This window comes from Mycolicibacterium iranicum, from assembly GCF_014190915.1.
In the GTDB taxonomy this organism is placed as follows: Bacteria; Actinomycetota; Actinomycetes; order Mycobacteriales; family Mycobacteriaceae; genus Mycobacterium; species Mycobacterium iranicum_B.
This window is the reverse complement of sequence record NZ_JACHVU010000008.1, coordinates 38629-51807: the sequence shown is the minus strand read 5'-3', so window position 1 is coordinate 51807 and position 13179 is coordinate 38629. Positions and strand designations below refer to the sequence as shown.

General features: G+C 67.2%; 11 protein-coding genes. 5 read left to right on the top strand and 6 right to left on the bottom strand.

The features are described 5' to 3' along the window. Positions 1-24: 24 nt before the first annotated feature. Genes ipdE2 through fadD3 form a run of 4 tightly spaced genes read right to left on the bottom strand, consistent with a single transcriptional unit; the run spans position 25 to position 4586 of the window. On the bottom strand, positions 25-966 hold the full coding sequence (gene ipdE2, locus FHR72_RS17495; protein ID WP_183470366.1) for an acyl-CoA dehydrogenase IpdE2: 942 nt from the start codon (positions 964-966) through the stop codon (positions 25-27). Further along, a complete protein-coding gene (locus FHR72_RS17490) occupies positions 963-1922 on the bottom strand; it encodes an acyl-CoA dehydrogenase family protein (RefSeq protein WP_183470364.1) in 960 nt (319 codons plus the stop codon). Before FHR72_RS17490 ends, ipdE2 begins: the two co-directional genes overlap by 4 nt. Before the next feature lie 6 nt (positions 1923-1928). Next, positions 1929-3053: an acyl-CoA dehydrogenase family protein gene (locus tag FHR72_RS17485; protein ID WP_183470362.1), complete on the bottom strand. Its 1125-nt coding sequence runs from the start codon at positions 3051-3053 to the stop codon at positions 1929-1931. Positions 3054-3056: 3 nt separating this feature from the next. Further along, positions 3057-4586, bottom strand: a complete 1530-nt coding sequence (fadD3, locus tag FHR72_RS17480; protein WP_183470357.1) for a 3-((3aS,4S,7aS)-7a-methyl-1,5-dioxo-octahydro-1H-inden-4-yl)propanoate--CoA ligase FadD3 — start codon at positions 4584-4586, stop codon at positions 3057-3059. 60 nt (positions 4587-4646) lie between these two features. On the opposite strand from fadD3, the gene ipdE1 reads away from it, so the two are divergent. The 5 genes from ipdE1 to FHR72_RS17455 all read left to right on the top strand — a co-directional run bounded on the left by ipdE1 (position 4647) and on the right by FHR72_RS17455 (position 10859). Then, positions 4647-5825 (top strand): acyl-CoA dehydrogenase IpdE1, encoded by a 1179-nt coding sequence (ipdE1, locus tag FHR72_RS17475; protein ID WP_183470354.1) that lies wholly within the window; start codon positions 4647-4649, stop codon positions 5823-5825. Between the two features lie 28 nt (positions 5826-5853). After that, positions 5854-6645: a (5R,7aS)-5-hydroxy-7a-methyl-1-oxo-2,3,5,6,7,7a-hexahydro-1H-indene-carboxyl-CoA reductase gene (ipdF, locus tag FHR72_RS17470; RefSeq protein WP_183470352.1), complete on the top strand. Its 792-nt coding sequence runs from the start codon at positions 5854-5856 to the stop codon at positions 6643-6645. Between the two features lie 174 nt (positions 6646-6819). Next, positions 6820-7914, top strand: a complete 1095-nt coding sequence (locus FHR72_RS17465; protein WP_183470350.1) for a cellulase family glycosylhydrolase — start codon at positions 6820-6822, stop codon at positions 7912-7914. A 2-nt stretch (positions 7915-7916) separates the two neighbouring features. Then, positions 7917-9251: an ArnT family glycosyltransferase gene (locus tag FHR72_RS17460; protein ID WP_183470348.1), complete on the top strand. Its 1335-nt coding sequence runs from the start codon at positions 7917-7919 to the stop codon at positions 9249-9251. A gap of 135 nt (positions 9252-9386) precedes the next feature. Further along, on the top strand, positions 9387-10859 hold the full coding sequence (locus tag FHR72_RS17455) for a lipopolysaccharide biosynthesis protein (protein WP_183470346.1): 1473 nt from the start codon (positions 9387-9389) through the stop codon (positions 10857-10859). 5 nt (positions 10860-10864) lie between these two features. Here FHR72_RS17455 and FHR72_RS17450 read toward each other — a convergent pair whose 3' ends face one another. Both FHR72_RS17450 and FHR72_RS17445 read right to left on the bottom strand, forming a co-directional pair. Then, the gene (locus FHR72_RS17450; RefSeq protein ID WP_183470344.1) at positions 10865-11896 is read right to left on the bottom strand and encodes a glycosyltransferase family 4 protein; all 1032 of its coding nucleotides are present in this window, start codon (positions 11894-11896) and stop codon (positions 10865-10867) included. Next, a complete protein-coding gene (locus FHR72_RS17445) occupies positions 11893-13119 on the bottom strand; it encodes an O-antigen ligase family protein (protein ID WP_311736182.1) in 1227 nt (408 codons plus the stop codon). The genes FHR72_RS17450 and FHR72_RS17445 overlap by 4 nt, the downstream gene beginning before the upstream one ends. Positions 13120-13179: the final 60 nt, after the last annotated feature.

The following is a 13179-nucleotide window of genomic DNA, read 5'->3' as shown; positions in this document are numbered from 1 at the left end:
CAGGGAGACCGTCACGGTCTCAGGCTAGAACACCTCGGATTCGAGACGGCGCAGTTGCTCCCGCGGAGGTCCGAGCAGCTGCGCGCTGCCATGCGCACGTTTGAAGTACAGCTGGATGTCGCTCTCCCAGGTGATCGCGATACCGCCGTGCATCTGCACCGCCTCGGCCGCGACCTTCGAGAATGCCTCGCTGGCAGCCAACCTCGCCAATGCCGCCGACGTCGCCGACGGATCCGACACCGCCGAGTCGACGACCGCCTTGGCCGACTGGACCGCGACGTACAGATCGGCCATTCGGTGCTTGAGGGCCTGAAAGCTGCCGATGGGCCTGCCGAACTGAACGCGGTCCTTCGTGTACTGGACGGTCAGCTCAAGGCACCTCGACGCGGCGCCGACCTGTTCGGCCGCCAGCAGGATGGCCGCGGTGTCGGCCAGCCCGGGATCGTCCCCGAGCGGGGTCGTGTCGGACGCCTCGACGGCGGCGAGCGGCCGTGTGATGTCCATGGCGACCGCGGGCGTCGTCGTGAACGACGTCCAGTGCGTCAATGTCCGGCCGTCGGCGGCGATGACGACATCGGCGATGTTCCCGTTCACCACATGGCCCGGGTCGAAAACGACGGTGCCGATGGCGGTGCCCTCGGCCAGGCCCTCCAGGAGAGCGGTGTCGGGTTCGTCGGCCGACAGCAACGCCAGCTCCGCCAGGGTGGTGCCCAGCAGCGGGGTCGGCACCAGGCCACGGCCGAGTTCCTCGAGGACCACTGCGGCATCGGCCAACTCGCCGCCGGCGCCACCGAGTTCCTCCGGGACCACCAGTGCCGCCGCACCGACCTGTTCGCACAGCATCTTCCACAGCGACTCGTCGTACCCGCGCTCCGAGGCAGCGGCCGTCCGGACAGCTTCCGGTGAAGCATGCTTCTCGACCAGCGCGGCGACGGTGTCGCGCAACAGATCCCGCTCTTCGCTCATTTGGTCAGTGCCTCCAACACTCGCCTGCGGTGCCACGTCGGATCGCCCCACGCAGGACGCAGTGCCTGAACCCGCAGCAGCAACAACGACAGGTCATGCTCCTGGGTGAAACCGATCGCGCCGTGGGTCTGCAACGACGATCGCGCCGCCAGCAGCGCGGCGTCGGCCGCAGCGACCTTCGCGGCACTGACGTCACGGGCCGCGTCGTCCGATCCGTCAGCGAGCGACAGGGCAGCCCCGTACACCAGCGGCCGGGCCAGCTCCACCGCGATCAGGACGTCGGCGAGCTTGTGCTTGATGGCCTGGTAGGTGCCGATGATCGTGCCGAACTGGCTGCGCTGCTTGGCATATTCGACCGACGCGTCGAGCATGGCCTGGGCGGCACCCACCAGCTGGGCGGCCGTGGCCAGTGCCCCGAACTCGAAGGCCCTTTCCACGTCGGCGGGACGCGTGTCTCCGGCCGCCGTGACATCGAACAGCTTCCGGCTGGGGTCGACCGACTCGTGCTCGGAGCCCCGCTCGGCGTCGGCGACCGAGCCGCTCTCGGCGAGCAGGATCAGACCTGCGGTGTCCGCATCGACGGCGCGGGGTGCCAGAGGGGGAGCGGCGACGGTGGCAATCAGCTCGCCGGAGGCCAGCGCGCCCGCGCGCTCGTCGTCGCCGAGCAGAAGCGGTGCCACCGCGATGGATTCGGTCACCGGACCGGGGACGTTCCATCGACCGAGGCGTTCCAGCGCCACCACCAGATCGACGGGATGGGCCTCGATGCCGTCGTACTTCTCGGGCACCAGCAGTGCCGTTACGCCGAGGTCGGCCAATTGGGCCCACACCTTGCGACCGGGGGCGGTGTCTCCGGCACCCCAGGCGCGCACGGCGGCGGGCAGATCCGCTGCGCCCAGCGCCGCGTCGATGCTGGCGGCGAAATCGCGCTGCTGTTCGTCTATCTCGAAGTTCACGTCTGTCTACTTTCGGGGCAGGCCCAGCAGCCGCTCGGCGATGATGTTGCGCTGGATCTCGTTGGTACCGGCATAGATCGGACCGCCGAGTGCGAACAGGAGACCTTCGGCGACGGGATCCATCAGCTCGCCGTCGGCGGCGCGCAGGTCCAGTGCGGTCTGATGCAGGGCGACGTCGAGGTCCGACCAGAACACCTTGGTGATCGACGACTCGGCGCCGAGTTCGCCGCCCTGCGAGACCCGGGTGACGGTGCCGAAGGTGTGCAGCCGGTAGGCCTGCGCCTTGATCCACGCGTCGGCCACCCGGTCGGTGAACGCCGGGTCCGGGTTGTCCTTCCACTGGGCCACAAGCCGTTCGGCGGGTGCCAGGAATCGCGCCGGGCTGCGCAGCGACATGCCGCGCTCATTGCTCGACGTGCTCATCGCCGCGCGCCATCCGTCGTGCACACCGCCGATCACGTCCTCGTCGGGGACGAACACGTCGTCGAGGAAGATCTCGCCGAATCCGGTGTCACCGCCGAGCTGTGCGATCGGGCGCACGGTGACGCCGTCTGCCTTCAGGTCGAACATGAAGTAGGTGAGGCCCTTGTGGCGCTGCGCCTGCGGATCGGAACGGAACAGCCCGAACGCCCGCTCCCCGAACACCGCCCGCGAGCTCCAGATCTTCTGGCCGTTGAGCAGCCAGCCACCGTCGGTCTGCGTCGCGGTGGAGCGCAGGGAGGCCAGGTCGCTGCCCGACTCCGGCTCCGACCACGCCTGCGCCCAGATCTCCTCGCCGCTGGCCATTTTCGGCAGGATGCGGTCGCGCTGCTCCTCGGTACCGTGCGCGAAGAGCGTCGGAGCAAGCATCGACGTGCCGTTGGCGCTGGCCCGGCCCGGGGCGCCCGCCCGGAAGTACTCCTCCTCGTAGACGATCCACTGCAGCAGCGACGCGTCACGCCCGCCGTACTTCTGCGGCCAGGTGATCACCGACAGGCCGGCATCGAAGAGCACCTTGTCCCAGTGCCGGTGCTGCTCGAAGCCCTCGGCGGTGTCGTAGGACTTCGTCGGAAACGCGTCGGTGTTCGACGCGAGGAACTCCCGGACCTCGAAGCGGAACTCCGAGGTGGCGTCGTCGAAGGTCAGGTCCATGACTCAGGCCCTTTCACTACGTTGGCGGAGCACAGGTTTGACCACCTTGCCGCCGGGGTTGCGCGGCAGTGCGTCGAGGAATTCGACCGACCGCGGGGTCTTGAAGTTCGCGAGATGTTCCCGCGTGAACGCGATCACGGCCTTCTCATCGAGATCGGCACCCGGACGTGTCACCACGAAAGCCTTGCCGACCTCGCCGAGCCGCTCGTCGGGGACTCCGATGACGGCCGCCTCGGCCACGCCGTCCAGACGGGCCAGCACCTGTTCGATCTCGGCGGGATAGACGTTGAAGCCGCCGCAGATGTACATGTCCTTGAGACGGTCGGTGATCTTCAGATTTCCGGCCTCGTCGAGTTCGCCCACATCACCGGTGTGCAGCCAGCCGTCGGCGTCGACGGCCGCTGCGGTGGCCTCGGGGTCGTCGAGGTAGCCCAGCATCACGTTCGGTCCGCGCAGCAGCACCTCACCCTGGTCCCCGATGCGCAGTTCGAAGTCCGCGATGGGACGGCCCGACGTCGTGGCCACGGTGACCGCGTCGTCGTCGGCGCGGCACATCGTGCCGAAACCTGCTGCCTCGGTGAGGCCGTAGGCCGTGAGCACCACGTCGATGTCGAGTTCGGTCTGCATCCGTTCGATCAGCACGACCGGGATCGTGGCGGCGCCGGTGACGGCGAACCGCAACGAGCCCAGATCGAACTCCGGCCGCTTCGGATGGTCCAGCAGCGTCTGGTAGATCGTGGGAGGACCTGGCAGCACCGTGATGCGGTGGTCCTGGACCGCGCGCATCGTCCTCTCGGGGTCGAAAGTCAGCTCCGGGAACAGTGTCGCGCCGGTCTGCAGGCACGCCAGGATCCCGGCCTTGTAGCCGAAGTTGTGGAAGAACGGGTTGATGCACAGATAGCGGTCGGCGCTGCTCACCTGCCCGCACTGCGCCCACGCGGCCGAGGCGTCGAGCGACTGCCGGTGCGCGCACCGCACGCCCTTGCTGCGCCCGGTGGTGCCCGAGGTGAACAGGATGTCGGAGACGTCGTCCGGTCCGACGGCGGCGGCCCGGGCCTCGACGGCGGTCAGATCGGTTCCGCGCGCGACGAATTCGTCCCAGGTGCCGTCGTCCTCGTCGACCGGGATGCGCACGATGTGCCGCAGAGCGGGCAGCGCCTCGCGGTCGACGGCGGCCGCCTTGTCGACGCCGAGGAACTCGCCGGAGGCGAACAGCAGGGGTGCGCCGGTGCGGGCCAGGATGTCCTCGGCCTCGCTGGCCGTGTAGCGGGTGTTGAGCGGAACCAGGACGGCGCCGGCGTGGTGAGCGGCCAGGCAGGCCACCACCCAGTGCCAGGTGTTGGGCGCCCAGAGCGCGATGCGGTCGCCGGGTTCGACGCCCCGATCGATCATCGCGGCCGCCGCCTGCCGTACCTCGGAGCGCAGGTCGGCGTAGGTGAGCGTGCGCGCCGCGGTCACCACGGCGTCGTGGTCGGGAAGCTCGCGCGCGATCCGGTCGAGAACCGCGGGAGTGGTCCTCGGGGAGGTCGTCATCCACGCTCCTGTAGCAATCCGGGGTACCCAAGCAAGTGCTTGGTAGGCTACCCTACAGGGGTGATAGAGGTCCAGGAGTTCAGGGCTGAGGTCCGCGACTGGCTCGCCGAGAATCTGGTCGGTGAGTACGCCGCCCTGAAGGGATTGGGCGGCCCCGGGCGCGAACACGAGGCGTTCGAGGAGCGGCTCGCGTGGAACCGGCACCTGGCCGCCGCGGGGCTGACGTGCCTCGGCTGGCCCGAGGAGCACGGCGGCCGCGGCCTGTCCGTCGCCCATCGCGTCGCGTTCTACGAGGAGTACGCCAAGGCCAACGCACCGGACAAGGTCAACCATCTCGGTGAGGAACTGGTCGGGCCGACGCTCATCGCCTACGGCACCCCCGAGCAGCAGAAGCGGTTCCTCCCGAAGATCCTCGACGTCACCGAGCTGTGGTCGCAGGGCTACTCCGAACCGGGCGCGGGCAGCGACCTCGCCAACGTCGCGACCACCGCGACGCTTGTCAGCGATCCCGGGGCGAGCGGAGCGACGGAGAATCAATACTGGGTCATCAACGGCCAGAAGGTGTGGACGTCGCTGGCGCACTGGGCGCAGTGGTGTTTCGTGGTCGCCCGCAGCGAGAAGGGCTCCAAGCGCCATGCCGGGCTGTCCTATCTGCTGGTACCGCTGGACCAGCCCGGTGTCGAGATCAGGCCGATCATCCAGCTGACCGGGGACTCGGAGTTCAACGAGGTCTTCTTCGACGACGCCCGCACCGATGCCGATCTCGTCGTCGGCGAACCGGGCGACGGCTGGCGTGTGGCGATGGGCACCCTGACCTTCGAGCGCGGCGTGTCGACGCTCGGCCAGCAGATCCGTTATGCCCGTGAGCATTCGAACCTCGTCGAGCTGGCCAAGCGCACCGGCGCCGCCGACGACCCGCTGATCCGCGAACGGCTGGTCCGCTCGTGGGCCGGGCTGAAGGCGATGCGCTCGTACGCGCTGGCGACCATGGATGTCGAGCGCCCCGGCCAGGACAACATCTCGAAGCTGTTGTGGGCCAACTGGCATCGCGAACTCGGCGAGATCGCGATGGACGTCGAAGGTGTCGCTGCACTCACCCTGCCGGATGGGGAGTTCAGCGAATGGCAGCGGCTGTACCTGTTCTCGCGCTCGGACACGATCTACGGCGGTTCCAACGAGATTCAGCGCAACATCATCGCCGAGCGGGTGCTCGGCCTGCCCCGAGAGGCGCGCCCCTGATGAGCGCTTGCGCGAAGAGGAGACGATGATGACAGATCTTTCGCAGGTTCCGGCCGAGATCGAGGGCCACGGCTTGCTCAAGGGCAAGGTCGTGCTGGTGACTGCCGCGGCGGGTACCGGCATCGGTTCGACGACCGCGCGCCGCGCGCTGCTCGAAGGCGCCGACGTCGTCGTGTCGGACTATCACGAACGCAGGCTGGGGGAGACGCGCGACGAGCTCGCCGAACTCGGGCTGGGCAAGGTCCACGCCGTGGTCTGCGACGTCACCTCGACCGAGGCCGTCGACGCGCTGATCACCGGCGCGGTGGAGAAGGCCGGCCGGATCGACGTGCTGGTCAACAACGCCGGGCTCGGTGGGCAGACGCCGGTCATCGACATGACCGACGACGAATGGGATCGCGTGCTGAACGTGACCCTGACCTCGGTGATGCGGGCGACGAGGGCCGCACTGCGCTACTTCCGCGACGCCCCCCACGGCGGTGTGATCGTGAACAACGCCAGCGTGCTGGGATGGCGCGCGCAGCATTCGCAGTCGCACTACGCGGCGGCCAAGGCCGGCGTGATGGCGCTGACGCGCTGCAGCGCAATCGAAGCCGTCGACTACGGGGTGCGTATCAACGCGGTGTCGCCGAGTATCGCCCGGCACAAGTTCCTGGAGAAGACCAGTAGCAGCGAACTGCTGGACCGGTTGGCCGAGGGAGAGGCGTTCGGCCGCGCCGCCGAACCGTGGGAGGTTGCAGCCACCATCGCGTTCCTGGCCAGCGACTACTCCAGTTACCTCACCGGCGAGGTCATCTCGGTCTCCAGCCAGCGCGCGTAACCGTCTCGACAGGTTTGCCCCGCCGGTTCGAAGCAGTTCGACGCGAGGCCGCGGTACGATCGGCCTCCATCGGAGGCGCGAGCGACGGGCGGGGGTGCATGATCGACACAGTTCGCCGGCACAGACGGCCGCTTTACCGATCTGTCGAGTTCTTCGCCGGCAGCTGACGAGGCAATGACGTCCGAGCCCACACCACCGTCGACGACGGCGCCGCGTCACCGGAAACGTCTCGCCGTCCTACTCGTACTGGCCTCGATGGTGTCCCTGGTGTCGTGCCAGTCGGCAAAGGGTGCGGTCGACATAGGAATGACCGTCCACTTCCGAGGAGCCGATGCGGCAAGCATCGAGCGGCAGTTCGACGTCATGGCGGACATGAATGTGCGGTGGGTCCGGGTCGACGTCGGGTGGGCCTGGATCGAACGCGACCCCGGCCGACCCGACTGGGCGTACACGGACAAGATCGTCAGCGAAGCCGCCGAGCGCGGCATGAGGGTCCTCGCCGTTCTGGCCTTCACCCCGGCGTGGGCCCGTGCGTCTGTGCCCGGGCACTCAGGAGTGACCCCCCGACACCGCCCGGCGGACCTCTCTGACTTCGCGAGGTTCGCCCGAGTTGCCGCACAGCGCTATGTGCCCCTCGGGGTGCGCAGCTGGGAAGTCTGGAATGAACCCAACATCAGACACTTCTGGCCACCGCGTCCGGATGCGGACGAATACGGTCAGCTGTTCAGGGCGGTCGCCGAGGCCATCCGCGGGGTGGACCCGCAGACCACGATTCTGATCGGTGGCCTGTCCCCGAGGTACGAGTCCTCGCCCACCGAGATATCGCCGGTCGATTATCTTGAGCAGTTGTACGCCAACGGAACAGCGCAGCTCGCCGACGCGATCGGAGTCCATCCCTACAGCTTCCCCGCGATGCCCGCTGATGAGGACCAGCGAATGGACGGCGGTTTCGGCGATCTTCGTGCACTGCGCGACGTCGTGGCCGGGCACGGGGACGCCGGCAAACACATCTGGATTACCGAATTCGGTGCGCCGACCGGCACCGGACGGCATTCTGTATCCGAGGAGGACCAGGCTGCAGCGCTGCTGCAGGCACGTGAACTGCTCGAGAAGTGGAAGTGGTCTGGGCCGTTGATCTATTACGAACTGGTCGATGGGGGGTCAGATCCCTCTGACGTCGCGGAGAACTTCGGTGTTCTCCGCGACGATCTCGAGCCGAAGCCGGCCGCAGTGGCACTCATCGAGGCCGGATCGGACACTGGGGGGTAGACATGGGGCGTGTGGCCTCGGCGGGTTCCCGGCCGCTGCTGTTCGCGGCACTCGGCACGGGGTTCGTACTTCGTTTGATAGCAATACTTCTCACCGGTGACATCTCGCAGGGTGCCAACATCTGGGAATACGGCGAGCAGGGTTTGTGCGCGCACGAGAACGGCGGGCAGCTGTGTCTCCACTACCCCGAGGGCGGCGCCGAGAGCTATCCGTCGGCCTATATGCCGCCGCTGCTCAGCTACGTCTGGTTCGGCGTGTTCTCGCTGTTCGGCGACAGCGGAACCGCACGCGCGGCGTGGCTGGTCACGAACATGGCGGCCGCCCTGGGCTGCATTGCACTGACCTTCAATCTGTCCCAGAAACTGTGGCCCTCGCGGTGGGTGGCCTTCGCTGCCGCAATGCTCCTGGCCTGCTATCCGACCTTCGTCTATGTGACGGCCAGCTACCACCAGACGAACTGGGCGGTGCTCTTCCTCCTCAGCATCACCATGGTCGGCGTGAAACTCGCGACGGGAGATCGGCCGCTGGCCTGGGGTGCCCTCGGCGGCGTACTCTGCGGACTCGCCGCGCTCAATCGCACGGAACTGCTCATCATCGGCCCCCTGCTGCTGGGCCTCGGAGCTGTGCTGTCCAAGAGAACCGTTGTCGTGGTCAAGGCGGGCGCAGCGGTGGCACTGGCGACCGTGCTGGTGCTGGCGCCGTGGACACTGCGTAATTTCGCGGAGTTCGGGACGTTCATACCCACAGCCCAGAGTTCGGGTTACAACCTCTGGAAGGGATACAACCCCTACACCAACGGATCGGGCAATCTCTCCGAAGATCGGGGAGAGCCCGGCGGGCAAGCGGCCGACGCGATCAAAGAGGCGGTGCCTCCGGGACCGGACTACGAGAAGCGGGTTCAGGACGCCTACAGCGAGGTGTTCCAGCACGACATCGGTGAGGCGTCGCCGCAGCGCCTCGCCGGGCTGGCGGCCAACAAGGTCGTCCTGCTGTGGGGTTTCGACTGGACCGACACATCGACGACCAGGAGCGTCGCGTACCTCGTGCCGTGGTTGATCGTGAATCTGCTCGTCGTCGTGGGCCTGGTGACGGCGTGGCGGCAGCGCAGATCGGTGCGCACCGCTCCGGCTGTCCTCTGCGCAGCGGCCCTCGTCCTGCTGACCGCGGCCTACGCGGCGACATCGGTGCATGCGAGATACCGGATGCACATCGAGCCGTACCTGTTCATCGCGGCGGGCATCGGGATCGAGGCGCTGTGGCAGCGCCTCAACGCGGCGCGAGCCGGCCGATCTTCGAATACGGCCTTGTCCGAATCCACCGTGGGTGACCGCAATTAGGGCCCGGCCCGGGCTAGGATGCTCGATGACCGGAGTGCTCCGGCACATGGCCGCAGGGCGCGGGGGCTCGCGGAGTCGTGGGGCGGCCATCGTCGAGACCTCGGTGTCTCGACCGAAATCCGAGGGGGCTGACGCGTGACCGCTCCCGATGGCGGCTCCCTGCAGGGAACTGCGGTCCGCGGCGGGGTCGCCGTCATCATCGGTCAATTGGCCCGCACCGTGATCCAGCTGGTCGGACTGATCCTGCTGGCCCGTCTGCTGACCCCCGCCGACTTCGGCCTGGTGGCCATGGTCACGTCAATCATCGGCGTGACGTCGGTGCTGAGTGATTTCGGGCTCTCGCTGGCGATCATGCGAGAGGCGAAACTCGACCCGGCGATACGCGACAGCCTCTTCTACATCAACACGGCGCTCGCGCTGGCCACGGCCGGTCTGGTGTGGCTCGCAGCGCCGGCGATCGCCGCCTTCTACGGTGAACCGCGGCTCGAAGAGGTCACCCGGTGGCTTGCGCTGTTCGTGGGTATCGCGGGGCTCGCCCCCCAGTTCCGGGCAGAACTCGCCCGCACGCACAAGTTCAAATCCCTTGCCTCCGTGGACACGATCGCTCAAGGTGTCGCTCTCGTCGCCGCCTGCATCGCGGCCGTCCGCGGCGCCGGCTACTGGGCCGTGGTGATCCAACAGGGAACGGCGGCGGTGGTCCTGGTCGCATCGCTGGTGGCGTTGTCGCGCTATGTGCCCCGGTCGCGGCCACAGCTGAAGGGCGTCCGGGAACACGTGTCCCTGGGTGCGGCATCGCTGGGCATCGACGTGACGAACTACGCGGCTGTCTACGCCGCCCCCGCGGCGATCGGTCAGGCTCTCGGGGCCACCGCAGTGGGTCTCTACACGCGGGCGTTTCAGCTCGTCGCGTTCCCCCTCGTGCAGCTGGCGGGCCCGCTGACACGGGTGGTCGTGCCGATCCTGGCGCACGTCGAGGACGGACCCAAGCTCGTCGGGGCAGCCAAGCGGATCCAGTTGGCGATGGCCTACGCCCTGCTGCCGATCCTGGCCTTGATCATCATCGGCGGCGCCGACCTCATCGAGATCCTCTTCGGGCCCGAATGGCGCCCGTCGGGCCAGATCGCGCAGATTCTCGCCGTCGGTGGCGTGTTCCAGATCTTCGGCTACGTGAACTACTGGCTCTACACCCGTAAGGGCCGAATGGGGTTGCTCTGGGCGATCGACGCCTCGGTATGGATCCCGATCACCGCGATGTACTTCGTCTTCAACACCAAGGGGGCCGTGTGGGTGGCGGTCCTTTACGCCACCAGCCTCCTGCTGAACTGGCTCAGCTCGACGCTCATCGGTCTGCGCGCGCTGGGACTGCCGGCGCTCGAATTCCTCAAGCCCTCCCTGCTGCGCCTCGTTCTCCTCACGCCCGTGGTCGCCGTAGGGCTCATCGTCAGTGCGGTGCTCGACGGCCACGGATGGAGTGCGATCTGGGCGTTCGCCACCTCGACCGTGTCGTCACTGGCGGTCGTCCTGGCCCTGCTCCTGGTGCCGGCGTTCCGTCGCGAACTGAGGGAATTCACAGCGATTCTCGCGAATGTGCGTCAGCGGAAGCTGTGACGCCGTCAACGGCTTGACGCGTAGACCCCGGCGAGCTCGGCGCGGACCCCGGACCACGAGAACCGGTCTCGCGCTGCCTCGTGCAGTGCGACGCAGTGATCCCGCAGCTCCCGAGGGCCGAGCGCGGCAAGCGCGTCGTACTTCGACCAGAACTCCTCCGGCGAGGAGAACAGGGATCGGTCGCCGTCCGCGGCGTAGTCCGTGACGCCGTCGATGCGGCTTACGAACGCGGGCAGATAGGCGCTGTAGGCTTCGAAGAGCGCGTTGTTGGCGGTCGCGAACGTCAGCGGTAGCACCAGCGCGAACGAGGTGCGCAGCAGGTCGCCATAGCTCTCGGCATCCAGACGTGGGTGGCACACCACGCCTGCGGTGTTCGCGAAACGGTTTCTCGCTTCGTCGTCCATGCCGACGAGGTCGACGTGCACATCGCGCGAACCGCGTTGCGCCAGAATTGATTCCAGCATGTCGAAGTCGCGGTAGTTGGTCCCGACCAGCACGAGTCGGCGCTGCCCTCGCGTGCGCGACTCGAAGAGCTCGACAGGTGGCACCGCCTCGGAGAAGGTGAACCCGTGCGGGACGAAGGTCACCACCTTGTCGGGAAACGCCTCGGCGAAGACACCGCGCTGCTGACTGCTCAGAACCACGATCGCGTGCGCCGCACGCAGCGACACCTGCTTGATGCGGTGGTGCACACTACGAGTCGGCCCCAGCCATTGATCGTCGGCGAGGTGCACGGTGTAGACGATCCGCTTCCCGAGGAGCCGCAGCACCCACGGCGACAGGTATGCCGTCGATTCCGGGTAGAAGTAGTGCACGGTGTCATGGCGCATCCCGCGCAGGATCGTCAAGAGGTCCAGCAACAGGAAGTTCAGATGGCGGGGCTTCGTCGATTCGAGCCGGTCGGCATAGGGGAGGCGCGCACCGCTGACGTAGTGGCCGGGATCGGGCACCACGGCGTCGTAGCCCGAACCGGGGTTGTGGTGCAGGTAGTGGAATCCCGAATACAGGACCCGGGGCCCTGCGGCCGACGTGCTCACGACGCACCCTCCGCGACTCTGTCTCTGTTTCGCGCCATCAGGACTGTCGCGAAGATCAGTGCGCTGGTGGGGAATTGCTGACTGTTCGGCCAGAGATTCCACACAGCTTCGGTCATCGACAACACGAAGAACGCGACAAGGTATCCGAAAAGGGCAACCTGCTCGGTTCGGACGCGCATGGTGCCGGTGCGGTAGATCGCACCGATCCATATCGGCAGAAGGACGGCAAGGCCGGCCAATCCGAACTTGACCAATGTGTCGACCAGAATGTTGTGCCCGGTCCCTGCACCCGCCCACAGGACGACCTCGGCCTGTGACTGACCGTGGGTCATGAACCAGTTGTAACCCGAGCCGAGCACCCGCGACTGTTGCCAGAGGTCGAGCCCACCCGCCCAGATGAAGGCACGGTCGGTGAAGGTGTCCGGACTCCACTTCGGTAGCGGGATCAGGAAGGCAGCGGCCAGAGCGGTGCCCGCGAAGAGTGTGCCCGCCAGACGAATCGAGGCTGTCTCGCGGATCTTGCAGACCAGCCACCACAGGATCACGACGCCGACCGCGATCAACGCCGTCCTCGATGCGGATGCAACGATCGTGGCGAGGAGTAGCGCAGCGCACACGGCCCGCCACCGGTTCTGCTGGATGAGGGGCACCAACGAGAAGGCGATAGCGCAATACATGCCGAGCGCATTGCTCTGGCCGAACGGTCCCGCGAGCTCCCATCCGAAGATCAGCGATTTCCGCGAAACCATGTTGTACATCATGTAATCGGGGATGAGCAGTCCACCGACCAACGAGTACGCGCCGACCCCGGAGACCACGATGGGGATCCACTTCAACACCGCGACCCGCGCGCCGCTGTTCCAGATGGCCAGAAGCACGACGTTGGCCAGCAGGACCTTCACCATGTCGGCAGGCCCAGGGTGGTCAGGCCCGATGACGTACGGCAGGTTCAAGGCGAGGAGGAACACCGACAACCAGGCGACGTCGCGGTGCGGATGCCCGCGCATGTAGACGACGACTGCGCTGACCGCCAGCAGAGCGCCTGACAGAGCCCATCGCGCCAGGCCCGCAATCGGTGTCTCCGCGGACACCAGTGCTCTGCCGATGCTCTGATCCGGCGTGTGCTTCACCAGCAGGTAATTGATGATCTCGGGGATGATGACGAGACCGATTGCGGTGCAGATGATGACGCCGAAGGCCCGCTCGCCCGCCTTGTACTCCACCTTCGAGAAGTCCGGGAAACGCGTGGGTGTTGGCAGAAACGTTGTGCGAGGGTTGATTCG

What these genes read in the sequence shown, in the direction of transcription:
- fadD3 (WP_183470357.1), bottom strand. Translation starts at nt 4,586, where the DNA reads ATGACGACCTCCCCGAGGACCACTCCCGCGGTTCTCGACCGGATCGCG.
- FHR72_RS17485 (WP_183470362.1), bottom strand. Translation starts at nt 3,053, where the DNA reads ATGGACCTGACCTTCGACGACGCCACCTCGGAGTTCCGCTTCGAGGTC.
- ipdF (WP_183470352.1), top strand. Translation starts at nt 5,854, where the DNA reads ATGACAGATCTTTCGCAGGTTCCGGCCGAGATCGAGGGCCACGGCTTG.
- ipdE2 (WP_183470366.1), bottom strand. Translation starts at nt 966, where the DNA reads ATGAGCGAAGAGCGGGATCTGTTGCGCGACACCGTCGCCGCGCTGGTC.
- FHR72_RS17465 (WP_183470350.1), top strand. Translation starts at nt 6,820, where the DNA reads ATGACGTCCGAGCCCACACCACCGTCGACGACGGCGCCGCGTCACCGG.
- FHR72_RS17460 (WP_183470348.1), top strand. Translation starts at nt 7,917, where the DNA reads ATGGGGCGTGTGGCCTCGGCGGGTTCCCGGCCGCTGCTGTTCGCGGCA.